Raw genomic sequence first — 24443 nt, forward strand, 5'->3', positions numbered from 1 at the left:
CTATAGTTTCGGTAAGGAAATCTATTCTCTTGTGGCGCGCTTGCAAGGATTATTCATCGCGCTCCCCATCGCCCCGTCATGCCTCTCGGCGGCCGGACTGCAGTCTTCGTTCGAGCCATTGGCTGTAGCGGGAGGCTGCAAAGCAGATGACGAAATAGACGGCCGCGACGACGAGATAGGCCTCGTTGTAGAAGCCGAGCCATTTGGGATCGGCGGCGGAGGCGCGCGCGGCGTTGAGAAGGTCGAAGATGCCGATGACCGCCAGCAGCGACGTCGCCAGCAGGAAGCCGATGGCAAGATTGACCATGGCCGGAATGACGATGCGCAGCGCCTGGGGCAGGACGATCAGCTGCTGGGTGCGCCAGTAGGAGAGGCCGAGCGCAGTCGCCGCCTCCGTCTGCCCGTTCGGAATGGCCTGGAGGCCGGCGCGGATGACCTCGGCGATATAGGCGGCCCAAAACAGCGTCACCATGACGATGGCGCGCAGCATCTTGTCGATCGAAAGCCCGTCCGGCAGGGCCATGGGCAGGATCAGCATGGCGACATAGAGGATGCCGACCATCGGCGTGCCGCGCATCAGCTCGATATAGAGCACGGAAAAGGTGCGCAGGCCGCCGAGCTTCGAACGGCGGGCGAGTGCCAGCAGCACGGCGATGGGCGTTGCCGCGGCAAAACACACGGCCCAGACGAAGAGCGTGACCGGCAGGCCGCCCCACTGGTTGGAGGGGATCGGCGTGTCGGTGAAGGCACCCTGCATCAGCAGCCAGCAGGCGAGGATGGTTAGCGGCCAGGCAAAAAGCAGCGGGCGGCCCCAGAAGCGCGGCAGCGCGCTCAAAGACAGGATCGCCGCGAGAAGCAGGATGACGAGCGTCGGCCGCCATTGCAGGTCGGGCGGGTAGAAAGCGAAGAGGATGAAGCGCAGTTTCGCCGTAACGAAGGCCCAGCAGGCGCCGTCGCGCGTGCAGGCATCCGCATTGCCGGCGAAGGTCGCGTCGAGCACGGCCCAGCGGAAGAGCGGCGGCACGACCTGGGACAGGACCAGCAGCGTCGCAAGCGTGATGAACGTGTTGGCGCGGGTGCCGAACAGGCCGGTTCTGAGCCCTGTCAGGATGCGGGCCGGGGCGGTCATCGCACGGTCCCCCGTAGCGCGACACGGTTGTTGTAGGCGTTCATCAGGGCGGACAGGCTGAGGTTTATCACGAGGAAGGTGCCGATGAGGATGATCAGCGCCTCCATCGACTGGCCGGTCGTGTTGGCCGTCGTGTTGATGATGCTGACGAGGTCGGGAAAGCCGATGGCGACGGCAAGGCTCGAATCCTTGGTGAGGTCGAGATAGCTCGATGTCGTCAGCGGGGTGATGACGCGCAGCGCCTGCGGCAGCACGACGAGCCGGATGATCTGGCCGTCATGCAAGCCGAGCGCGCGCGCCGCCTCCCACTGGCCGCCGCCGACCGACTGGATGCCCGCCCGCACGATCTCCGCGATGAGGGCCGAGAATTTCACGACGAGGCCGGTCAGCAGGGCGGCAAATTCCGGCGAGAGGTTGAGGCCGCCGCGGATGTTGAAACCGGAGAGCGCCGGTGCCTCGGCAACGGGCCGCGCACCGGAGAGGACGAGGAAGGAAAGGCTCGCCACGAAGACGACGGCGGTCGCGAGCGCGCCCGACCGGCGCGTCAGGCGGCCGGAAAGGCGAAGCAGCAGGATGAGGGCGAGAGCGAGAGCCGCCGCAAGCGCCAGCGTCACGAGGAGACCGAAAGGGCCACCCTCCAGCGACAGCGAGGGCAGGTAGACGCCGCGGCTGGTGAGGAAGACGCTGCCGAAAAGGGCAGAGGCCTGGCGCGGCGCCGGCAGGGCCTTGGCAAGCGACATCCAGAAGAAGAGCTGGAGCAGCAAGGGCGTGTTGCGCGTGATCTCGATGAACCAGCGCACGAGCCCGGACAAAAGCAGGTTGCGCGAAAGCCCGGCAATGCCGATGGCGACGCCGCAGATCGTGGCGAGCAGGCAGCCGAGCAGCGAGACTTTCAGCGTGTTGAGAAGCCCGGCGAGGATCGCCCAAAGATAGGTGTCACCGGCCCGAAACGCGATGGCGCTTTCGCCAATCTCGAAATTGGCCGAACTGGTGAGGAAGCCGAAGCCGGGCAGGATGCCGACGCGCGCCATGGTCTCGACCACATTTGCGACGAACAGCGCGCCAAGCGTGGCGAGTGCCACGAGAAAGGCGAGCTGGCCGAGTGGCCAGCCGCCCCACCAGACGCGGAATTTGCCCAGGATGCCGGGCCTTGGAGGGCCCGGCACGATGGCGTGGAACACGCGTCTGTCAGACATCAGCGGAAGGGCGGCGAATACAGCAGGCCACCATTGGTCCACAGGCTGTTATAGCCGCGTTCCCAGCCGAGCGGCTTCAGGTTGCGATCGTAGATCTCGCCGTAATTGCCGACCGTCTTGATGATGTTGTAGGCCCATTTCGGATCGAGGCCGAGCTCCGTGCCGAAGGACGGATCGACGCCGAGGAAGCGCTGGATGGCCGGATCGTCCGATTCCAGGAATTCGTCGACATTCGCCGAGGTGATGCCCCATTCCTCGGCCTGGATGGTGGCGTTCACCGTCCAGTTGACCAGTTCCAGCCAGCGGTCGTCACCGCCGGCAATCGCCGGTGCGAGCGGCTCCTTGGACAGGCGCTCGGGCAGCAGCACGTAGTCGTCGGGGTTCTTAAGCTGGGTGCGCTTGCCGACCAGATCGGACGAGTCCTGCGTGATCGCATCGACGCGGCCGGATTCCAGCGCATCAATGAACTGCCCGGTGTCCTCGATGGTGACCGGCGTGAAGGTCTTGCCGGTCTTGCGGAAGAAATCGGCGACGTTGAGCTCGCCCGTCGTGCCGCTCTGGGCGCCGATGGTGGCGCCGTCGAGATCGGCCGCCTTCGTCACGCCGAGGTCCTTGCGCACCAGGATGCCCTGGCCGTCATAGAAGATCGTCGGGCCGAAGTGGAAGCCGAGCTTGAAGGCGCGGGTGGTGGTGACCGTCACGCCGGAAAGCAGGATGTCGAACTCGCCGCTCTGGAGGGCGGGAAGACGCTGTTGCGGCGAGGAGGAGGTGAACTCCACCTTGTCCGGCGTGCCGAAGACGGCGATCGACAAGGCGCGGCCGAAATCGATGAAGAAGCCCTGCCACTTGCCGTTGCTGTCCGGCGCGAAGAAGCCGGGCGTCGTGCCGACGCCGACCTTGATGGCGCCGCGCTGGTTGATCTTGTCGAGCGTCGGGCCGGCATGGGCGAGACCGGCGAGCATCGTGGTCGCCAGGAAGGCGGCGGCCGCCGCCGACTGGATCGCCCTTCGGAAGGTTTTCTGTACTATCATATTGAAATGTCCCCATTTTCAAAAAGAACCGAGCTTCCGGCGGATGGGCAGAGGGCCGATTGGCGGAAGGTATGTTTATATTATCTATAAAATTAGTGTAATTAAGAAATGCGCGTCCCAATTTATGGGGGCAGGAGGGAAATTGCTTCCCGTGCGGCGCGGTTAGAAGAGCTGTTTCAATCCATTTTCGCGAATATCGCGGGTGTATCAAATTGCCCGCGCCGGGCCGGCCGGTGGTGCGCGTGGAGATCGTGCCGCAGTCGACGTTATCACCGGCCTTGGGCACGCGGGATCTGAGTGAGCTATGCAATCTCCGACACGCCCGATGAAGCCTTCGGAGGACGCCAATCCAAGGGAGCCGCCGTGCGCGGAAGGAAATTCCTCCCGGACGGCAAGATATAATCCATAAAATCTATAAACTATATGTAATACTGTTAATCTGGCTCCATCAATTTCCGAGGGGATCTCCGATGAGCCAGCAATCCGAAACCATCTTCTCCAAAGGCCTTTCGCGCCGCGGCCTGATCAAGGCGGCGGGTGTCACCGCCGTTGCCGCGACCGCCGGTGTGATCGGCGCGCGCTCCACGCGCTACGCCATTGCCGGCAACCTCGTTCCGATCAAGCTCGAATGGACCGAAGTCGCCGCCTGTCATTCTCCCGTCGGTTTCGGCCTTGCCAAGGGCATTTATGCCAAACACGGCCTCGATGTGGAACTGTTCTACCAGGGCGCCAGCGGCCAGACGTTGATCCAGGCGCTCGCCACCCGCAAGGCCGAAGCTGGCCCGGGCCTGCTCTATGATTGGCTAAAGCCGATCGAACAGGGTTTTGACGTGCGGCTCTTTGCCGGTTCGCATGGTGGCTGCCAGAGCATCCTCGTCAAGCCGGAATCCGACATCAAGACGCTGACGGACCTCAAGGGCAAGACGATCGGCACCTTCGACGTCATGTCGCCCTCGCGCGTCGCCTTCTCGGTGGCGCTCGCCAAGGCGGGCCTCAATCCGGAAACCGACGTGACCTGGAAGGTCTTCCCCTTCGATCTCGTCGCCGAGGGTGTGCTGAAGGGCGAGGCGGATGCCGTCGCCCACATGGACCCCTGGGCCTATTCCTACGAGAAGCAGCACGGCTTCCGCCGCGTCGCGGACACGCAGACCGGCACGTTCAAGGATCGCGTCTGCTGCGTGCTCGGCGTCAACGGCGACTATTACGAAGCCAACAAGGACGCCATCAAGCGCGTGGCGGCGGCGAACCTCGAAATCCATCAGTACACGTCCACGCATCCGGACGAGGTGGCCAAGTGGTATTTCGACACGTTGCGGCCCGGCCTGCCGCTAGAGGACCTCACGGAAGTTCTCGCCTCCTTCACCTACCACGACCACTGGTTCGGCAAGGAACTGCTGAAGGAAGTCAAGATCGGCTACGAGGACCTCAAGCTGACGGGGGTCATCGACGCCGGCACCGATCCGGACGAGATCGCCAACCGCATCACCATCGACATCTTCGCGTGACCCGATGAGTGCGGCGGTCGAGGAAACATTCGGCGGGGCAGGGCGGCGATCCTTCGCCCTGCCGCCCGGGGGCATCTGGCGCAACGGGCTCTTTGCGGCAGGCACCTGGCTGCTCGCCTCGGCGCTGACCTATGGGCTGCCCGATGTCATCAAATGGGGCGCGACGGAATTGTTCGCGGCCGTCACGCTCGTCGGCGCCGGGATATTCCTGGCGCTGTCGGTCTCGGTGCACCGGCTCGGCAGCGTTGGGCGCACGCTCGTGCATTACGGCCCCTGGTTCATCGTGCTCGGGCTCTGGCTTGCGATCTGGGAAGTGCTGACGGCCAAGCTCGGCTGGCTGCCGAAACCCTTCTTTTCGCCGCCGCAGGGCCTGCTGCATGTCTACGTGACGGATTGGGACCGGCTGCTGATCTGCATCGCCTATACCGGACGTCTCTGGGGTCTCGGCTTCTTCTCGGGCATCCTCGTCGGCTTTGCCGGCGGCGTGGCGCTCGGCTGGTCGAAGCGGTTCGCTTATTGGGGCATGCCGCTGCTAAAACTCATCGGCCCGGTGCCGGCGAGCGCCTGGATACCCTGCACCTTCTTCATCTTCCCCTCGACCTTCCACGCCTCGATCTTCCTGGTGGCGCTCGCCTCCGGCATTCCGGTCGCGATCCTCACGGCGGCGGGCGTCGGCCAGGTGAACCGGTCGTACTACGATGTCGCCCGCACGCTCGGGGCGGACAACCGCTTCCTCATCTTCAAGGTCGCCATCCCGGCCTCCCTGCCGAACGTCTTCGTCGGCCTCTTCATGGGGCTCTACTATTCCTTCGCGGTGTTGGTCGTCGCCGAAATGCTCGGCGCCAAGTTCGGCCTCGGCTGGTATCTCCAGTTCAACACGGCCTATTCGGCCTATGCCAATGTCTATGCCGCCCTCATCGTCATGGCCCTGATCTGCGCCGGCCTCGTGCGCCTGCTCTTCGTGGCCCGCGACCGCCTTCTCAACTGGCAGAAGGGGATCCTCTGATGTCTCTCGCCCTTGCGGAGCCCGCCGCCTCCACCAGCATCGCGCTCGATGTCGAGGCCGTCTCCCATCGCTACGACGTCGACGGCAAGGATCTTCAGGTCCTCGACAATGTGAGCCTCACCATCGCGCCCGGCGAATTCGTCGCCCTGCTCGGCCCGTCGGGCTGCGGCAAGTCCACGCTGCTGCGGCTTGCCGCCGGGCTGGAGACGCCCACCACCGGCAGCGTGCGCGAGGATGGCCGGCCGATCGCGGCACCCGATCCCGACCGCATCCTCGTCTTCCAGGACCCGACGCTGTTTCCCTGGCGCACCGTGCGCGGCAATATCGCGATCGGGCTTGAAGCCCGCGGTCTCATCCGCGAGCGCGAATACCGCATCGACGAGGTTTTGAAGCTGGTGAAGCTGGAAGGCTTTTCCGATTTCTACCCGCATCAGCTTTCCGGCGGCATGGCGCAGCGGGCGGCGCTCGCCCGCGCGCTCGTCAACGATCCGAAGCTGCTGCTGCTCGACGAGCCCTTCGGCAAGCTCGACTCGCTGACCCGGCTGCGCATGCAGAACGAGCTGCTCGACCTCTGGAAGAGCGCCGGCTTCACGGCGCTGCTCGTGACGCATGATGTCGAGGAAGCGCTGCTGCTTGCCGACCGGGTCATCGTGCTCTCCGACCGGCCGGCCTCCATCGTCGCGGAAGTGCGGGTCGACCAGCCCCATCCGCGCCGGCGCGATGATGCCCATCTCATCGCGCTGCGCCGTTCGCTGCTCGAAAAGCTGGGAATATCCCATGACGTCTAGCAGCCGCGCGACCGACTTCATCATTGCCATTGCCGGCGGCGTCTTCGCGCTGCTGGCGCTCGGCTGGTGGTGGCTGATCTTCAGCAAGGTCGTCGAGAACGACTATCTCACCGTCGGCCAGGCCGTGACCTGCATCGCGGGTGCGACCGACCTCTGCTCGCTCGCCCAGGCGCTCTGCACCAACGATCATCTCTACGGCATCCGGTGGTACGCGCCGGAAGCCTTCTGGGCCGCCGCGGCCATTCTCGTCGCCGGCGTCCTTCTGTCGGCCCGTCCCTCGCGCGCCTGAGGGCGCCTCATCCCCCGCGCGCGCCTGCGGGCGCCTCATCCAAGGAGAAGCTTCATGACGATCCACCAGTCACCCGAGGTCGCCGAGCAGGATGTCGTTCAGGTGCCGGCCGGAACCGCCACCTTCAAGAGCCGGCATCCGGAGACCATCGCGCTGCATGGCGGCAGCTTCCGCTTCGATCCGACCAGCGGCGCGGTCGCCGTGCCGATCTACCAGACCTCGTCCTTCCAGCTCCCCGGCACGGATGGCGCCGACAAGCTCTTCGCGCTCGAAGCCGCAGGCCACCTCTACACCCGCGTCTCCAACCCGACGCAGGACGCCTTCGAGCAGCGCCTCGCCGAGCTGGAAGGCGGCGCGGCAGCGCTGGCGCTCTCCTCCGGCCAGGCAGCCTCGGCCTATGCGATCCTCAACGTGGCGCGGGCGGGCGACAACATCGTCAGCGCCGCCGGCCTCTATGGCGGCACCTGGGCGCTGTTCGCCGCGACGCTGAAAAGCTTCGGCATCGAAACACGCTTCGTCGACGCGTCGAATCCGGAAGCCTTCGAGACGGCGACGGACGAGCGCACGCGCGCCTATTACGCTGAATCCCTGCCGAACCCGAAGCTTGAGGTGTTCCCGATCGCCGAGGTCGCCGCCATAGGCCGCCGGCACGGGATTCCGCTCATCGTCGACAACACGGCCGCACCCCTGATCATCCGTCCGCTGGAGCATGGTGCCGCGGTCGTCGTCTATTCGACGACGAAATATATCGGTGGCCACGGCACCTCGATCGGCGGCGCGATCGTCGACAGCGGCACCTTCCCCTGGGCCGAGCATGCCGAGCGCCAGCCGAACCTCAACGAGGCCGATCCGAGCTACCAGGGCAAGACCTGGATCGAGAAGGCCGCGACGATCGCCTTCCATCCCTATATCCTGCGCGCCCGCGCCGTCCTGTTGCGCGATCTTGGCGCCGCGATCAGCCCGCAGAACGCCTTCCAGTTCATCCAGGGCCTCGAAACCCTGCCGCTGCGCCTGCGCCAGCACAATGAGAACGCCGTGAAGGTCGCGGAATACCTCAAGGGCCACGCGAAGGTGGAGCGGGTGATCTTCCCGAAATTCCAGGACGGGACCGCGCAGGCGCGGGCGGAAAAATACTTCAAGCCCGGCTATTTCGGCGCGCTGGTCGGCTTCGAGCTGAAGGGCGGGCGCGAGGCGGGCCGCCGCTTCATCGACAGCCTCCAGCTCTTCTACCATCTCGCGAATATCGGTGACGCCCGTTCGCTGGCGATCCACCCGTCGACAACCACCCATTCGCAGCTTTCGCTCGAAGACCAGCTGGCGACCGGCGTCACGCCCGGCTACGTGCGCCTTTCCATCGGCCTCGAACACCCGGACGACCTGATCGCCGATCTGGAGCGGGCCATCGCGCTGGCTTGATGCTAGCACGACCGCTTCGGCGTAAGACCCCGGCGCTCCCTCCTCGCGCCGGGGTTTGCGTGTCGGCGGCGGCGATCGCGGGGCCGCAGCAAAAAGAAATGCCATTCCGCTTTATAATACATAAAAAAGATAGAATTTCTGTATTTGAGCCCGGCAAACGCTACTCTCGCCGTCAATTCCAAGCGTGACGGGCCTTTTTCCTGCTCACGGCAGCGATGAGTAGACAATGACGCAGATCGACAATGCCTGGGGCGCTGGCCCCGGTGAAGACTACGAGGCGCTTGCCGCGCCGTTCCGGCCGATTTTCGCGGAGATCGCCGCGCGCGCCACGGAGCGCGACCTGGAGCGCGACCTGCCGCACGAGGCGATCCGCCGCCTGAAGGAAGCGGGCTTTGGCGCCGTGCGTCTTCCGGTCGCCGATGGCGGCAAGGGTGCCAGCCTGCCGCAGTTCTTCAACCTGCTCGTCGAGCTTTCCGAGGCGGATTCGAACATCACGCAGGCGCTGCGCGGCCATTTCGGCTTCACCGAGGATATTTTGAACACCAAGGATGTCGAGCGGCGTGCCCTCTGGGTCGGCCGCATTGCGCGCGGCGAGATTACCGGCAATGCCTGGAGCGAAATCGGCACGGGTGCCGCCCTTGAACGCTTCGCCACCAATGTCGCCGAAAAGGACGGCAGGCTCGTCCTCAATGGCGCGAAATATTACACGACCGGCTCGTTCTTTGCCGATTGGATCGATGTCGGCGCGTCGAATGCGGAGGGAGAAGGAATCTCCGTCGCGGTGCGGCGCGAGGCCGAGGGTGTCGATGTCATTGACGACTGGGACGGTTTTGGCCAGACGCTGACGGCGAGCGGCACGACCACCTTCCGCGACGTCGCTGTTCAGCCGGAAGACATCGTCGTCGATGACGAGCGCTTCAAATACAGCGCGGCCTTCTACCAGCTCGTGCATCTCGCCACGCTCGCCGGCATCGGCCGCGCCATCACGGGCGATGTTGCGAAAGCCGTAGCGGAGCGCCGCCGCACCTACACCCACGCCGCCGCCGCGCGCTCCAGCCAGGACCCGCAGGTGCTCCAAGTCGTCGGCCGCATTCGCGCAGCCGCCTATGCCGCAAGCGCCATCACCCTGCAGGCGGCGGCCGGCGTCCAGCGCGCTTACGACGCCCATTTCATCGACGATGCGGAAGCCGAGGAAAAGGCGAATGCCATCGCCGAACTGGAGGCCGCGCAGGCGCAGACGGTCGTCTCCGATCTGATCCTCGACGCATCGACCCTGCTTTTCGACGCGCTCGGCGCGTCCGCGACGAAGAAGCCGGCGGGCCTCGATCGGCATTGGCGCAATGCCCGCACGCTCGCCTCGCACAATCCGCGCATCTACAAGCACCGCATCATCGGCGATTTCGCCGTCAACGGCACGCCGCCGCCCTATCAGTGGCGCATCGGCGCGAGCGCGGGCTGACGGCGATGATCAGACTAGAGGGCATCACCAAAAGCTTTGCCGGCAAGGATGGATCGGTTGCCGCACTCGACGGCATCGACCTCACGGTCGCCAAGGGCGAGATTTTCGGCATCATCGGCTCCTCCGGGGCCGGCAAGTCCACATTGGTGCGCCTCATTAATCTTCTGGAGCGCCCGACAAGCGGCGAGGTCTTCGTCGGCGGCGCACGGGTGACGGATGCCAAGGGCGAGCGCCTGCGCGAGCTTCGCCGCTCGATCGGCATGGTCTTCCAGCATTTCAACCTGTTGAGCGCCCGCACCGTCGCCAGCAATGTCGCCTATCCGCTGGAACTCACGGGGCAATACGGCAAGATCGAGATCGCCGAGCGGGTGGCGGCACTGCTCGCCCGCGTCGGGCTCACCGAGCATGCGCACAAATATCCCCGCCAGCTTTCCGGCGGCCAGAAGCAGCGCGTCGGCATTGCAAGGGCGCTCGCCTGCGAGCCGCAGGTGCTGCTCTGCGACGAGGCGACGAGCGCGCTCGACCCGCAGACGACGGGCTCCGTGCTCGACCTGCTGCGCCAGATCAACCGCGAGCTCGGCGTCACCATCGTGCTCATCACCCATGAGATGGACGTCATCCGCCGCACCTGCGACCGCGTCGCCGTGCTCGATCGCGGCCGTGTCGTGGAGGAGGGGCCGGTGACCGACGTCTTCCTCCATCCGCGCCACCCGGCAACGCTGCGGCTGGTGCGCGAAGCTGAACCGGACGGCGGATCGCTGGACGCGATCGCCGTGTCCGATCTCGGCGGTCGCACCGTTCGGCTCACCTTCACAGGCCCCACAGCACACAAGCCGATCCTCGGCCGCATCGCGCGTGAGAATCTCGTCGATTACAGCATCCTTGGCGGCCGCATCGGGCATATCCGCGAAACGCCCTATGCGCAGTTCGTCGTGTCGCTGAGCGGCCGAGACGTGGCGGGCGCCATTGCCGGCCTGCGCGCCAGCGGCGTCGATGTGGAATTGCAGGGCGGTGCACTTGCCGAGGAGCTTCCCGTCGTGCCGCCCCGCCTTCAGGAAAGGCCGCTCCATGTCGTTTGAAAACCTCTATTGGGGCGATATCGGCGCGGCACTCGGCCAGACGCTGGCCATGGTCGGCGGCGCGCTGCTGCTCACCGTTCTCGTCGGTCTGCCGCTCGGCATCCTGCTGTTTCTCACCGGCCGCCAGCAGCTTTTCCAGGCGCCGGTCGCCTATGGCAGCCTGTCCTTCGTGCTGAACATCATCCGCTCGGTGCCCTTCATCATCCTGCTCATCGTGCTGATGCCGGTCACGGTGCTGGTCACCGGCACCTCGCTCGGCATCCGCGGCGTGATCTTCCCGCTTGTCGTCGGCACGTCGCCCTTCTTCGCGCGTCTCGTCGAGACGGCACTGCGCGAGGTGGATCGCGGCATCATCGAGGCGAGCCTTGCCATGGGCGCCTCGACCTCGCAGACGATTTTTCGCGCCGTGCTGCCGGAAGCCCTGCCGAGCCTCCTGGCCGCCGTCACCGTCACCGCGATCGTGCTCGTCGACTATACGGCCATGTCCGGCGCCATCGGCGGCGGCGGGCTCGGGGATCTGGCGATCCGCTACGGCTACCACCGTTTCCAGACGGAAATCATGCTGGTCTGCGTCGCGATCCTCATCGTCTTCGTCCAGCTCATCCAGGCGAGCGGCAACCGTCTCGTCACCCGCTTTTCCCGCAAATAACCCGCATTAGGAGGACCATATGCGCATCCTGAAATCGCTTGCCCTTGCTGCCGCCGTGGCGCTCGCCGCCTTTGGCGCCGCCAAGGCGGATGAAACCCTCGTCGTCGGCGCCACCGCCATCCCGCACGCCGAGATCCTCGAATTCGTCAAGCCGATCCTCGCCAAGGACGGCCTCGATCTCGATATCCGCGTCTTTACCGATTACATCCAGCCGAACGCCCAGCTCGTCTCCGGCGAACTCGACGCGAACTACTATCAGTACCGGCCGTTCCTGAACGATTACAACAAGCAGCGCGGCACGGAACTCGTGCCGATCGTGCCGGTCCATATCGAGCCCTTCGTCGCCTATTCGACGAAGATCGACGCAGTCGACAAGCTTGAGGACGGTGCCACCGTCGCCATCCCGAACGATCCGGTCAATGGCGGTCGCGGGCTGTTGCTGCTCCAGAAGCTCGGCCTCATCAAGGTCTCCGGCAAGCCGGAACTGACCTCGCCGGACGACACGCTGCCGACCATCAAGGACATTACCGAGAACCCGAAGAACCTGAAGATCGTGGAACTCGAATCCGCCCTCCTGCCGCGCGCGCTCGGCGAGGTCGATCTGGCCGCGCTCAACGGCAACTACGTCTTCGAGGCCAAGCTCGACATCACCAAGGCGCTGCTCATCGACCGCGGCCAAGACGGCTACAACGTCTGGAGCGAATATCTCGTGACGCGTCCGGAGACCAAGGACGACGCGCGCGTCGCCAAGCTCGCCAAGGTGCTGAACAGCGAGGAGACCCGGAAGTTCATCGAGGAGCGCTACAAGGGGCAAGTGGTCGCCGCCTTCTGAACTCCAGTCCTTCGCCGCCGGGCTGCGCGCTGTCGCAGCCCGGCCCACTCTTTTCGACCTGACGACGGCTGCACCATGACCCTGACCCACGCGACTGCGAAAATCCTCCCCACCGATCCGGCACCGGGCGAACCGGGCTGGCTGCCCAGCCCACCGGCCGCCGCCGCGCACGTCATCCGTGACGATGCGGAGGCGATCGCCGTCGCCGAGCAGCTGAGGCCGCTCTTTGCCGCCGAGGCGAAGGAGCGCGACCGCGAGCGCCTTCTGCCGTTCCGCGAGGTGGACCTGTTTTCGCAAAGCGGGCTGTGGGGCATCACCATTCCCAAGGCCTATCGTGGTGCTGGCGTCTCGCAGGTGACACTGGCAAAGGTCTTTGCAACGCTCGCGGCTGGCGACCCGTCGCTGACGCAGATCGCGCAGAACAGTTTCGAGATCATCGACGTCATCCGCCAGACGGCAAGCGAAGAGCAGAAGCGCGAACTCTTCGGCGCGGTGCTCGCCGGCAAGCGTCTCGGCAATGCCTTCTCCGAATTCGGCGGCAAGAATGTCGAAACCTTCGAGACGAAGCTCGTGCGCAAGGGCGAGCATTTCGTCGTCTCCGGCCGGAAATTCTATTCGACGGGTGCATTGTTTGCCCATCTCGTGCCGATCGTTGCACTGGACGAGGACGGCCATGTCGTCGTCGCCGTCGCCGACCGGGATGCCGCAGGGCTGGAGGTTGTCAACGACTGGTCGGCCTTCGGCCAGCGCACCACGGCAAGCGGCACGGTCATCCTCGATGAAGTGGCAATCCCGGCAAGCCGCGTGCTGCCGGCCCATATCGTCTACGAGAACCAGAGCGCCGTCGGCCCGCAGAGCCAGCTCATCCACGCGGCGATCGATGCCGGCATTGCGCGCGGCGCGATCGACGCGACGATCGATCTCGTGCGCAACCATGCAAGGCCGTGGATCGACAGCGGTGCGGACCGGGCGGCGGACGATCCCTATACGATTGCCGCGATCGGCGACCTGAAGATCCGCCTGCACGCCGCCGAGGCGCTGCTGGAGCGCGCTGGCCGGCAGCTCGACGAGACGATTGCCAATGTCAACGATGAGACGATCGGCAAGGCGAAGATCGCCGTTGCCGAGGCCAAGGTGCTGACGACGGAAGTGGCGCTTGCCGCCGCCAACAAGCTCTTCGAGCTCGCCGGCACACGCTCGACGCTCGGCACCCACAATCTCGACCGCTTCTGGCGCGACGCGCGCACGCACACGCTGCACGATCCGGTGCGCTGGAAGTTCCACGCGGTCGGCCAATATTATCTCAACGGCGTGCAGCCGCCGCTGCATTCCTGGATCTGATCGGGGCTATGCCAAAGGAAATCCTGCTCAACGCGTTCAACATGAACTGCGTCGGCCATATCAACCATGGCCTGTGGACCCATCCGCGCGACCAGTCGCATCGTTATACGCGGCTGGACTACTGGACATCGCTGGCGGCAACGCTGGAGCGGGGCCTGTTCGACGGCCTGTTTCTGGCGGATATCGTCGGGGTCTATGACGTCTACCAGCAGTCCGTCGACCTGACCTTGCGCGAATCCATCCAGCTTCCCGTCAACGATCCGCTGATGCTGGTCTCGGCCATGGCCGCGGTGACCAAGGGGCTCGGCTTCGGCGTCACCGTCAACGTGCATGCCGAGGAGCCCTATATCTTCGCCCGGCGCATTTCGACGCTCGATCACCTGACGGACGGCCGCATCGGCTGGAACATCGTGACCGGCTATCTCGACAGTGCTGCCCGCGCCGTCGGCGAAAAGGCGCTCGGCGAGCACGATACGCGCTACGACCGGGCGGACGAATGCCTCGACCTGCTCTATGCGCTCTGGGAAGGCAGCTGGGACGACGATGCGGTGGTCCGCGACCGCAAGGCGCGCCTCTACGCCGATCCGTCGCGCGTGCGAAAAATCCGGCATGAGGGCACCTATTACCGGGCAGAAGGCTACCACCTGAGCGAGCCGTCGCGGCAGCGCACGCCGGTCATCTACCAGGCGGGCACCTCCGGCCGCGGCCGGACTTTTGCTTCGCGCCACGCCGAATGCGTCTTCATCTCCTCACCGGACACGGGCGTGGCCCGCGCCGCATCCCGCGCGATCCGTGAGGGGGCGGTCGAGGCGGGCCGGCGGGCGGAAGACGTGCGCATCTTCGCGGGTGTCACCGTCGTCGTCGACCGGACGGAAAAGGCGGCGCAGGAGAAATACGAGGACTATGTGCGTTATGCGAGCCCGGAGGCCGGCCTTGCCCATTTCTCCGCCGGCACGGGCATCGATTTTTCGCAGTACGAGCTCGACGAGCTGATCACCTACGGCAAGGGCAATTTCGTGCAGACTTCTGTCGATCTTGCGCGCGAGCGCGGCTGGACGAAGCGCAGCATCCTGTCGGGCATGGCGCTCGGCGGGCGTTATCCTCTGATCGTCGGTGATCCCGAGCAGGTTGCGGACGCGCTGGAGGCGTGGATCGACGAGGGCGAGATCGACGGCTTCAACCTTGCCCGCACCGTGACGCCGGAGAGCTACGAGGATTTCGTCGACCTCGTGGTGCCCGTGTTGCAGGAGCGGGGCCGCTACAAGACCGGCTATGGCGCGGGAAGCCTGCGCAACCGCCTGTTCGGCGCGGGCGACCGGCTGCCGGACCGCCATCCCGCCGCGGGTTTTCGCAACGGCGCCGGCGCTGCGCCCACACCATTCATCCGAGGAGCAAGATCATGACCATTCACACCAAGCCCACCCATTTGCCGACGATCGACTTCTCGCGCTTCTACGGCAGCCCCGCCGAGCGCGATGGTTTCGTCAAGGAACTGACCCGCGTCCTGCACGATCACGGCTTTTTCTACCTGACCGGCCACGGCGTGCCGCAGAGCCTGATCGACGAGGTGCTCGCCGTCTCCAAGCGCTTCTTCGCGCTGCCGGAAGCGGACAAGCTGGCGATCGAAATGGTGAACACCTCGCATTTCCGTGGCTACAACCGCGCCGGCTACGAGCGCACCCGGGGCGAACAGGACTGGCGCGAGCAGCTCGACATCAACACGGAAGGCGAACCGGTCGAGGCCGGCCCGGACACGCCTTGGAACCGGCTCTACGGCCCGAACCAGTGGCCGGAGGCCCTGCCGGAACTGAAGCCGCTCCTCTTGCGCTACCAGGCGGAAGTCACCCGCATCGGCATCGACGTCCTGAAGGCGATCGCGCTGTCGCTCGGCCAGCCGGAAAACGCCTTCGCCGATATCTACGAACCGTCGCCGTCCCAGCTCCTGAAGATCATCCGCTATCCCGGCCGCGATGCCGCCGGCAGCGACCAGGGCGTCGGCGCGCACAAGGACGGCGGTTTCGTCACGGTGCTGCTGCAGGACACGACGCCGGGCCTGCGCATCCGCACGGAGGAGGGCGAGTGGATCGAGGCCCCGCCGGTGCCCGGCACCTTCGTCATCAACAGCGGCGAGCTTCTGGAACTGGCGACCAACGGATTTGTGCGAGCGGACGTGCATGGTGTCGTGACACCCCCCTCCGGCACGGAGCGCTTCTCGGTCGCCTTCTTCCTCGGCGCCCGCTACGACGCGACGATCCCGGTCATTCCGCTGCCGGAGGAACTGAAGCGCGGCGAGCGCGGCGTGACGGTCGATCCGCTCAACCCGATCTTCCGCGAGGTCGGCATCAATCACCTGAAGAGCCGCCTGCGCTCCCATCCCGACGTCGCGGCAAAACACCATCCCGACCTGCTCCATCTCCTGGAGAAGCCGGTGAAGGCCTGAACCCTTCGCCCGCCCGGCAAGGGTGGGCGTTTCTCTTTTGCGTGAGGCGGGACCATGTCCGGACAGGAAAGCAACATCGTCATCCTCCCGGTGGAGGACGCGTCCCGCCGCGAGGTGGCGGCCCTTTGGGAGACGCTTCGGCAGGAGGCGGCCGCCGCCGTCCATCGCGACCAGGCGCTGGCCCGCGCGATGAATTCGGCCGTGCTGATGCATTCAAGCTTCGGCCATGCGCTATCGCACCGCCTGGCCATCAAGCTTGCCGACCACGATGTCGACCGCGACGAACTGCTGGCGCTGATCTACGGCGCCTATACGGACAAGCCGGGCCTGCTGGGTGCCGCCGCCGCCGATCTCCAGGCGGTGAAGGATCGTGATCCGAGCAACACGGAGGTGCTGACGCCCTTCCTCTACTTCAAGGGTTTTTCCGCCCTGCAAGGCTACCGTGTCGCCCACTGGCTCTGGACGACCGGCCGCGGCCATCTCGCCCGGCACATCCAGAGCCGGATTTCGGAAACCTTCTCCATCGACATCCATCCGGCCGCCGTCATGGGGCGCGGCATCATGCTCGATCATGGCAGCGGGCTGGTCATCGGCGAGACGGCCGTCGTGGAGGACGAGGTCTCGATCCTCCAGAACGTCACGCTCGGCGGCACGGGCAAGGACACGGGCGACCGTCATCCGAAGGTGCGACGCGGCGTGTTGATCGGTGCCGGTGCGAAGGTGCTTGGCAATATCGAGATCGGCATCGGCGCCAAGATCGGCGCCGGCAGCGTCGTCGTCGCACCGGTGGCACCCTATACGTCGGTGGTCGGCGTTCCCGCCCGCCCGGTCGGCAAGCCGCATACCGCGCTGCCGGGCATCACGATGGACCAGACACTGAGCGAGCCGGAATACATCATCTGAACGCGCGGCTTATGCCGGACGGCGGCGTGCCCTTCGCAAGCGGATTATTTTCACAGGTCCCCGCGATTTGGAAAATTCTGCCTGTTCTGCGCCGATAATGCATCTAATTTATAGATTATATCATCAAACGCATGGATGGGGACCACCATGACTGACGAACGCACCGCCGGCGTGAACCGCCGCAATCTCCTGAAACTCACCGCCGTCGCAGGCGTCGTCGCCGGTGCAGGGCTCCTGTCCGCCCGCTCGGCTTCGGCCGCAGGCGAGCTTTCCCTCAAGGGCAAGCGCATCGGCATCAGCGCGACCGGCACCGACCATTTCTTCGATCTCCAGGCCTACAATGCCCAGATCGAGGAAGTGAAGCGTCTCGGCGGCGAGCCGATCGCGGTGGATGCCGGCCGCAACGACGGCAAGCTCGTCTCCCAGCTCCAGACGCTGATCGCCCAGAAGCCGGACGCCATCGTCCAGCTGCTCGGCACGCTGAGCGTCATCGACCCGTGGTTGAAGAAGGCCCGCGAGGCGGATATCCCGGTCCTGACCATTGACGTCGGCTCGGTGAACTCGATCAACAACGCGACCTCGGACAATTGGGGCATCGGCAAGGATCTCGCCCTCCAGCTCGTCTCGGATATCGGCGGCGAAGGCAATATCGTCGTCTTCAACGGCTTCTACGGCGTGACGCCCTGCGCGATCCGCTACGACCAGCTCGTCAATGTCGTCAAATATTTCCCGAAGGTGCAGATCATCCAGCCGGAGCTGCGCGACGTGATCCCGAACACGGTGCAGGACGCCTTCACCCAGATCACGGCGATCCTCGCCAAATATCCGGAAAAGGGCTCGATCAAGGCCATCTGGTCGGCCTGGGACATCCCGCAGCTTGGCGCCACGCAGGCCCTCACGGCCGCCGGCCGCACGGAGATCAAGACCTACGGCGTCGATGGCAGCCCGGAAGTGCTCCAGCTCGTGGCCGACCCGAATTCGCCCGCCGCCGCCGATGTGGCCCAGCAGCCGGCCGAACTCGGCCGCGTGGCGATCCAGAACGTCGCCCGCTACCTCGCTGGCGAGACGCTGCCGCGCGAGACCTATGTGCCCGCACTCCTCGCCAACAAGCAGACCGTCGGCGAAGTGTCGAAGAAGCTCGGCATCGGCTGATCCTTTTGACGGCGAACCGCGACCCATGGGTCGCGGTCCCTCCGGTTTCTCGATGCAGGGAATGTGACGATGGTGGATGCGGTAGAGAACGGCGGCGACGCGATCCTTCGTTTCGAAGGGGTCGTCAAGCGGTTCGGCGGTGCGGCAGCCCTTTCCGGCGCGTCGCTCACGGTGCGGCGCGGCACGGTGCATGGCCTCGTCGGCCAGAACGGCGCCGGCAAATCGACGCTGATCAAGCTGCTTGCCGGCCTGCACCGGGCGGACGAGGGTACGATCGAGATCGACGGCAAGGCCTATGACCGGCTGACGCCGCATCTTGCCGAAGCGCTCGGCATCCACTTCATCCACCAGGACCGCCTGCTGGTGCCGACTTTCACGGTTGGCGAGACCCTCTTCCTCGGCCGCGAGCCGCGCATTGCCGGCACGCCCTTCCTCGACCGCGCGGCGATGCGCCGGAAGGCGGCGGAGATGCTGGATCGTTATTTCGGCCTGCAACTGCCCGCCTCGGCCCTCATCGCGGATCTCTCTGCGGCCGAAAAGCAGATCGTGCAGATCACGCGGGCGCTGATCGCCAATCCCAAGGTGCTGGTCTTCGACGAGCCGACGGCAGCGCTCGTGCGGCGCGAGGCAGATCTTCTCTTCCGGCTCATCCGGCGCCTCAGCGACGAGGGCATCACAATCCTCTATATCTCGCACTATCTCGGCGAGATCGTCGATCTCTGCGACACCGTGACGGTGCTGCGCAACGGCCGCGACGTCGCGACCCTGCCGGTAGCCGAAACCTCGGCATCGAAGATCGGCGCGTTGATGGTCAACCGCGCCATCGGCGAACTCTATCCAAAGCCACAGGTCACACCCGGCGAGACACTGTTGCAGGTGGAAAACCTTACGCTGACTGATCGTTACGACGAGGTATCCTTCACGCTGCGCCGCGGCGAGGTGCTGGGGCTCACCGGCCTCGTCGGCTCGGGTGCCAAGGAGGTCGTGCGCACGCTCTTCGGCCTCGACCAGCCGACCGGCGGCACCGTCTCGGTCAACGGCGAGGCCGTCTTTGCCACCGATCCGGCGAAGGCCACGGCAAAACGCCTCGCCCTCGTGCCGGAAGACCGCCGCCGCGACGGCGTGGCGCTCGATCTTGCGGTGACGGAAAACACCACGCTCGCCAGCCTCGGCCGGTTTTCCAGGGGCCTCATCGACCGTGGCGCCGAGCGGCGCCAGACCGAGGACCTCGTCAAGCGGCTGGAGATCAAGACCGACGGCATCGATGCGCTGGTGCGCACGCTCTCTGGCGGCAACCAGCAGAAGGTGGCGATTGCCAAATGGCTGAGCCGCCAGTCGGAAATCTACCTGCTGGATGAGCCCACCGTCGGCGTCGACATCGCTGCCAAGGTCGAGATCTACCGGCTGATCGGCGAGCTGGCCGAGCGCGGCGCGGGCATCCTCGTGCTCTCCTCCGATATCGAGGAACTGCTCGGCATTACCGACCGAGTCCTCGTCTTCTTCCGCGGCCGGGTGACGCGGGAATTCATCTCCTCCGAAACGAGCCCCGATCAGGTCCTGACCGACGTGACGGGCGCCCACGAGACGCTGCGCCATGCTGGTTGACGCCCCCTATATCCCGCCCTCCGTCTTCGGGCTCGAAGAGAAGACGTCACCGGAGCCGGACAAGCCTGGCCCGGCGCTGGGGCGGCGCCTGGCGACGCTTGCGCTTCGCGGCGGTTCGCTGGCCGTCTTCGCCGGCGTTCTGGTGTTCTTCTCCATATCAGCACCGTTCTTCCTGACGGTCGGCAATATCGGCAACGTGCTCGGCCAGTCCGCCATTGCCGGGGTGCTGGCGATCGGCCTCACCATCGTGGTCATCGCCGGCGGCTCGAATGTCGTCACGGGCGGCATCGACCTGTCGCTTGCCGCCAATATGGGCCTGAGTGCTGCCGTCTATGCGACGCTGGCGCAGGCGGGGCAGGGCGATGCGGTGGCGATCCTCGGCGCGCTCGGCACGGGGCTTGCCATCGGCGCGGTGAATGCCGCGGCGGTGACGCTTGCCGGCATCGTGCCGCTGCTGGCGACGCTTGCCGTGATGAATGTCGTGGCCGGCCTCGAACTCGTGCTTACCCAGAACACCGTCGTGCCGGCCTCCGGCGAATTCCTCTCGACGCTTTCCGCAAGCGGCCCGTTCGGCGTTCCCGTCCTCGCCTATGTCCTGCTCGGTTTCACGCTGGTCGTTGCGGCTATCGTGCAATATACGCCGCTCGGCCTCAGGCTTTACGCGGTCGGCGAATATCCCGATGCGGCGCGTGCCGCCGGCCTGCCGGTCCGCTCCTTCGTCGCCGGCTCGTTCCTGGCAAGCGGCCTTTGCGGCGGTTTTGCCGGCATCCTGTCGGTGTCCTATTTGAGCGGCAGCACGACGGGGGCGGGCGAGATGCTGCTGCCGGTCGTCGTGACGGCGCTGCTCGGCGTGGTGTTTTCCCGCCGGCTGGTGCCGACGATCACCGGCACCTTGCTGTCCGCGCTCTTCGTCGGCTTCCTCATCAACGGTTTCCAGCTTCTCAACATTTCCAGCACGCTGGTGAGCGGCGTGCAGGGCCTGCTGATCCTGCTCGTGGTGTCCGCCACCACGCTGCTGCGCCGGGAGATGATCTGACATGGCGACGGCATCCCTCTCGGCCTTCACGCGCGGCATCGGGCGTTATGCGCTGGTCGCGGCCCTTGCCGCGGTCTTCGCCACTTTCGCAACCCTTGCCCCGGGCTTCCTCTCCGGCGCCAATCTCATCAGCGTGCTGGTGAACAATTTTGCGCTGCTGGCCATCGTCGCGGTCGCCATGACCTTTGCCGTCTCGGCCGGCGGCATCGACCTGTCGGTCGGCACGGCCATCGATTTCGCCAGCTTCGCCTTCGTCTCCCTCGTTCTTGCCGGGCAACCGATCCCGCTGGCAGCCCTCGGCGGGCTTGCCGGCGGAGCTCTCGTCGGCCTGTTCAATGCCGTGCTGATCGCCGGCATCGGCATTTCGCCCTTCCTCGCCACGCTCGGCACACTTTTCGTCGGCCGCAGCGTGCAGCAATTGCTGACGAACGGTGGCAATCCGGTCTACCTGCCGCCCGCCGGCGTGCCGGAGGCCTTCCGTTTCCTCGGCCACGGCTCGGTTGCGGGCCTTCCCGTGCCGCTGCTGGTCGCCGCTCTCGTGATTGCCGGCGCCTGGCTCGTCCTGTCGCGCACCCGCTTCGGCCGGGTGGTGCTCGCCACCGGCATCCAGGCGAGCGTCGTGCGCTATTCCGGCATCCGGCTGTCGCGTGTCACCGCCGCCACCTATGTGCTGGTGTCGGCCATATCAGCGATTGTCGGGCTGATCCTCACCTCGACGGTGACCGTCTACATCCCGTCCTCCGGCAACGCCTTCCTGCTCAACGCCATCGGCGCCACCTTCATCGGCACGACGTTCGATCCGCATGGCCGGCCGAATGTTCCAGGCACGGTGCTCGGCGTGCTGCTGCTCGGCATCGTCGCCAACGGCCTGCTTCTCTCCGGCCTGAACTTCTACTGGCAGCAGGTCGGCACCGGGCTCCTCATCTTCTCGGTCCTTGCCATCGGCTTCGCCAACCGCAAGGCCGCCGCCCGGGCGTAAGGCCGGGCCGTCTCTCTCGAAAGGAACGATCATGAGCAGCGTTACCCAGCTCGCCCGACCGCAGCAGACCGCCCACCGCATCGCCAGCGAAGAGGAAGCGCTCGCCGTCGCGCGCACGCTTGCAGACGAGTTCGCGGCCGGTGCGAGCCGGCGCGATTACGAGCGCGCGCTTCCCTACGAAGAACTCGACCGGCTCTCCGCCTCCGGCCTGCTCGCCATCACGGTGCCTTCGGATTATGGCGGCATCGACGTGTCGAACGTGGTGCTCGCCGAGGTCACGGCCATTCTTTCCGAGGCCGACAGCTCGATCGGCCAGATCCCGCAGAACCATTTCTACATTCTCGAAGCGCTCCGTCACGACGGCAGCGAGGCGCAGAAGCGGTTCTATTTCGGCCGGGCGCTCGCCGGCGACCGCTTCGGCAATGCGCTCTCCGAGGTCGGCACCAAGACCGTCGGCAACTACAACACGCGGATTGCGCCTGATGGCGCGGGCTTCCGCATCAACGGGCGGAAATTCTATTCGACGGGCGTGCTCTTCGCCCATTGGGTGGTGATCTTCGCGCTCGATGGCGAGGAGCGGCTGACCATGTCCTTTGCGCCGCGCGAGACGGAGGGCATCGAGATCGTCGACGATTGGGACGGTTTCGGCCAGCGCACGACTGGCAGCGGCACGACGATCCTGCGCGACGTCTATGTGCCGGCCGATGCCGTGGTCCAGCACCAGAAGGGTTTCGAGCGCCCCGGCACGATCGGCTCGGTCGGGCAGATCATCCATGCCGCCGTCGATCTCGGCATCGCCCGGGCGGCGCTGAAGGAAACCATCGGCTTCGTGCGCGACAAGGCGCGGCCCTGGACGGATAGCGGCGTCGAGCGCGCTGCCGACGATCCTTTGACGATCTCGCGCATCGGCGAACTCGCCATCCGCATCGAGGCCGCTGAGGCGACGCTGGAGAGGGCGGGGCGCAGGGTCGACCAGGCGCAGGTCAGCCTCAGCCAGGAAAATTCCGTGGCGGCGACCCTTGCTGTGGCCGCGGCCAAGGTGCTGACCACGGAACTCGCCATCGACGCGACGAACGTGCTGTTCGAGCTTGCCGGAACCGCCGCCACGAAACGCGGCCTCAATCTCGAACGCCACTGGCGCAATGCGCGCACGCATACGCTGCACGATCCGGTGCGCTGGAAATACCACGTCGTCGGCAACTATCACCTGAACGGCGTCACGCCGCCGCGCAACGGCGCGCTCTGAAATCCAACCCTCGTGGTGGGGGGTGGTCGCCTGGCCGCAATCCGTCGGGATTGCGGCCCTTTTTTATGCGCCCATGAAAAAGGCGGCCACCGGCCGCCTTTCCTTCCTGCCGGCTGATCGCCTCAGCTATAGAGGCTCGGCTCCGGCACGCGGCCGTTAAGGGCGAAATCGCCGACTTCGCGCGCCTTGTAGAACACCGGGTCGTGCAGCGTATGGGTGCGCACGTTGCGCCAGTAGCGGTCGAAACGGTAGTGCGAGGCCGTCGAGCGCGCGCCGGTCAGCTCGAAGACGCGGGCGGTGACGTCGAGCGCCACATGGGTAGCGTTGACCTTGGCCGCATAGGCCTCGATCGCCGCTTCGCCGCGCTCCCGGGCGGTAACGGTCCGGCCACGCGCCAGCACCGATTGGACGGTTGTCGCGGCGGCATCGGCGAGCGCCGCGGAGGCCTTCAGCGCCGCGCGGAATTCGCCGATGCGCTCCAGGATATATGGGTCCTCGCTTGCCTTCTCGACGCCGGAGGTCAACCAGGGGCGGGTCGTCGTGCGCACATAATCGATGGCCGCATCGAGCGCGCCTTCCGCCGTGCCGATGTAGAAGTTGACGAAGACGAGCTGGATGAGCGGCGTGTTGAAGGTCGCCTGCACCGCGGGTTCCGCATCCCTGGCCGCGAGCGGCAGCAGGAAATCGCTGTCATAGACCGGGAAATCGCGGAATTCGACGCTGCCGCTGTCGGAGAGCCGCTGGCCGATATTGTCCCAGTCGTCATTTGCCACATAGCCCGGGCGATCGGTCGGCAGCACGAGATTGGCGATCTGGTCGCCGAAAGCCGCATTTGCATTGAGACGGTCGGAAATATGGGCGCCGGTCGAGAATGTCTTGCGGCCGTTCAATAGATAGTGCTCACCGTTGTGCGTCAGCGTCAGGCCCGGATCGCGCGGGTTGACGGCGGCACCCCAATAGAGCGTCTTCGCCACCGTCTCGACACCGAGGTCCCAGGCCTTGTCCGGATCGTCCGCCGCCCAGTAGATGTACTGGCTGTTGACGAAATGGTAGCCGAGCAGCTGGCCGATCGAGCTTTCGCCGCGCGCCAGGATGCGCACCAGCCGAAGCCCGTCCACCCAGTCGAGCCCGCCGCCGCCGATCTCCACCGGGTGCAGGGCGTTCAGTAGCCCGTCCTTCTTCAGCCTTTCGATTTCCGCGATCGGCGGCCTGCCTTCCGCGTCCAGCTCCGCCCCGCGACGGGCGAGATCGGCGGAAATCTCCTCCGCCCTGGCGAAAAGCCGCGCGCGGTCATCCTGAAGATCGGGGTCCTTGAGAAGGTGTAGGGCGTTCATGGCGGCTCTCCTGTTCCAGCGCCGTTCG

Annotated in this window: 22 protein-coding genes; 18 read left to right on the forward strand and 4 right to left on the reverse strand. The window is 65.7% G+C overall.

Annotated features, from left to right (window positions below; genetic code table 11):
• Positions 1–76 precede the first annotated feature (76 nt).
• Genes AC1RWL_RS02355 through AC1RWL_RS02365 form a run of 3 tightly spaced genes read right to left on the reverse strand, consistent with a single transcriptional unit; the run spans position 77 to position 3287 of the window.
• The gene (locus tag AC1RWL_RS02355) at positions 77–1129 is read right to left on the reverse strand and encodes an amino acid ABC transporter permease (RefSeq protein ID WP_493093430.1); all 1053 of its coding nucleotides are present in this window, start codon (positions 1127–1129) and stop codon (positions 77–79) included.
• Entirely contained in the window at positions 1126–2325 is a 1200-nt protein-coding gene (locus AC1RWL_RS02360) for an amino acid ABC transporter permease (protein ID WP_493093429.1), read from the reverse strand. Before AC1RWL_RS02360 ends, AC1RWL_RS02355 begins: the two co-directional genes overlap by 4 nt.
• Positions 2325–3287, reverse strand: a complete 963-nt coding sequence (locus AC1RWL_RS02365; protein WP_439623759.1) for an amino acid ABC transporter substrate-binding protein — start codon at positions 3285–3287, stop codon at positions 2325–2327. Before AC1RWL_RS02365 ends, AC1RWL_RS02360 begins: the two co-directional genes overlap by 1 nt.
• 539 nt (positions 3288–3826) lie before the next feature.
• Here AC1RWL_RS02365 and AC1RWL_RS02370 point away from each other — a divergent pair.
• The 18 genes from AC1RWL_RS02370 (at position 3827) to AC1RWL_RS02455 (ending at position 23081) form a co-directional block, all read left to right on the forward strand.
• Entirely contained in the window at positions 3827–4861 is a 1035-nt protein-coding gene (locus AC1RWL_RS02370; RefSeq protein WP_439623273.1) for an ABC transporter substrate-binding protein, read from the forward strand.
• A 4-nt stretch (positions 4862–4865) separates the two neighbouring features.
• Positions 4866–5867: an ABC transporter permease gene (locus AC1RWL_RS02375; protein WP_493093428.1), complete on the forward strand. Its 1002-nt coding sequence runs from the start codon at positions 4866–4868 to the stop codon at positions 5865–5867.
• Entirely contained in the window at positions 5867–6655 is a 789-nt protein-coding gene (locus AC1RWL_RS02380; RefSeq protein ID WP_493093427.1) for an ABC transporter ATP-binding protein, read from the forward strand. The genes AC1RWL_RS02375 and AC1RWL_RS02380 overlap by 1 nt, the downstream gene beginning before the upstream one ends.
• Positions 6645–6944, forward strand: a complete 300-nt coding sequence (locus AC1RWL_RS02385) for a hypothetical protein (protein ID WP_439623267.1) — start codon at positions 6645–6647, stop codon at positions 6942–6944. Before AC1RWL_RS02380 ends, AC1RWL_RS02385 begins: the two co-directional genes overlap by 11 nt.
• Positions 6945–6998: 54 nt before the next feature.
• A complete protein-coding gene (locus tag AC1RWL_RS02390; protein WP_493093426.1) occupies positions 6999–8360 on the forward strand; it encodes an O-acetylhomoserine aminocarboxypropyltransferase/cysteine synthase family protein in 1362 nt (453 codons plus the stop codon).
• Between the two features lie 226 nt (positions 8361–8586).
• Positions 8587–9819 carry an acyl-CoA dehydrogenase family protein gene (locus AC1RWL_RS02395; RefSeq protein WP_493093425.1) on the forward strand — a complete coding sequence of 411 codons (1233 nt, stop codon included), beginning with the start codon at positions 8587–8589 and terminating at the stop codon, positions 9817–9819.
• On the forward strand, positions 9792–10898 hold the full coding sequence (locus AC1RWL_RS02400; RefSeq protein ID WP_493158204.1) for a methionine ABC transporter ATP-binding protein: 1107 nt from the start codon (positions 9792–9794) through the stop codon (positions 10896–10898). The genes AC1RWL_RS02395 and AC1RWL_RS02400 overlap by 28 nt, the downstream gene beginning before the upstream one ends.
• Entirely contained in the window at positions 10888–11547 is a 660-nt protein-coding gene (locus tag AC1RWL_RS02405; RefSeq protein ID WP_439623259.1) for a methionine ABC transporter permease, read from the forward strand. The genes AC1RWL_RS02400 and AC1RWL_RS02405 overlap by 11 nt, the downstream gene beginning before the upstream one ends.
• A 19-nt stretch (positions 11548–11566) precedes the next feature.
• Entirely contained in the window at positions 11567–12379 is an 813-nt protein-coding gene (locus AC1RWL_RS02410; RefSeq protein WP_493093423.1) for a MetQ/NlpA family ABC transporter substrate-binding protein, read from the forward strand.
• Between the two features lie 75 nt (positions 12380–12454).
• Positions 12455–13720, forward strand: a complete 1266-nt coding sequence (locus AC1RWL_RS02415) for an SfnB family sulfur acquisition oxidoreductase (protein WP_493093422.1) — start codon at positions 12455–12457, stop codon at positions 13718–13720.
• A gap of 8 nt (positions 13721–13728) precedes the next feature.
• Positions 13729–15123, forward strand: coding sequence for an LLM class flavin-dependent oxidoreductase (locus AC1RWL_RS02420; protein ID WP_493093421.1), 1395 nt, complete (start codon positions 13729–13731; stop codon positions 15121–15123).
• Positions 15120–16160, forward strand: a complete 1041-nt coding sequence (locus AC1RWL_RS02425) for an isopenicillin N synthase family dioxygenase (protein WP_319315103.1) — start codon at positions 15120–15122, stop codon at positions 16158–16160. The genes AC1RWL_RS02420 and AC1RWL_RS02425 overlap by 4 nt, the downstream gene beginning before the upstream one ends.
• 54 nt (positions 16161–16214) lie before the next feature.
• Positions 16215–17063, forward strand: coding sequence for a serine O-acetyltransferase (gene cysE / locus AC1RWL_RS02430; RefSeq protein WP_439623251.1), 849 nt, complete (start codon positions 16215–16217; stop codon positions 17061–17063).
• Positions 17064–17210: 147 nt separating this feature from the next.
• Positions 17211–18215 carry a sugar ABC transporter substrate-binding protein gene (locus AC1RWL_RS02435; protein ID WP_439617805.1) on the forward strand — a complete coding sequence of 335 codons (1005 nt, stop codon included), beginning with the start codon at positions 17211–17213 and terminating at the stop codon, positions 18213–18215.
• Positions 18216–18284: 69 nt separating this feature from the next.
• On the forward strand, positions 18285–19820 hold the full coding sequence (locus tag AC1RWL_RS02440; RefSeq protein WP_493093420.1) for a sugar ABC transporter ATP-binding protein: 1536 nt from the start codon (positions 18285–18287) through the stop codon (positions 19818–19820).
• The gene (locus tag AC1RWL_RS02445; RefSeq protein ID WP_493093419.1) at positions 19810–20856 is read left to right on the forward strand and encodes an ABC transporter permease; all 1047 of its coding nucleotides are present in this window, start codon (positions 19810–19812) and stop codon (positions 20854–20856) included. The genes AC1RWL_RS02440 and AC1RWL_RS02445 overlap by 11 nt, the downstream gene beginning before the upstream one ends.
• Before the next feature lies 1 nt (position 20857).
• Positions 20858–21835 carry an ABC transporter permease gene (locus AC1RWL_RS02450; RefSeq protein ID WP_493093418.1) on the forward strand — a complete coding sequence of 326 codons (978 nt, stop codon included), beginning with the start codon at positions 20858–20860 and terminating at the stop codon, positions 21833–21835.
• A gap of 31 nt (positions 21836–21866) precedes the next feature.
• On the forward strand, positions 21867–23081 hold the full coding sequence (locus AC1RWL_RS02455; RefSeq protein ID WP_493093417.1) for an SfnB family sulfur acquisition oxidoreductase: 1215 nt from the start codon (positions 21867–21869) through the stop codon (positions 23079–23081).
• Positions 23082–23203: 122 nt separating this feature from the next.
• Here AC1RWL_RS02455 and AC1RWL_RS02460 read toward each other — a convergent pair whose 3' ends face one another.
• The gene (locus AC1RWL_RS02460; protein ID WP_493093416.1) at positions 23204–24415 is read right to left on the reverse strand and encodes an acyl-CoA dehydrogenase family protein; all 1212 of its coding nucleotides are present in this window, start codon (positions 24413–24415) and stop codon (positions 23204–23206) included.
• Between the last annotated feature and the right edge of the window lie 28 nt (positions 24416–24443).

This window comes from Shinella sp. GW821-FHT10F02 (assembly GCF_058809275.1).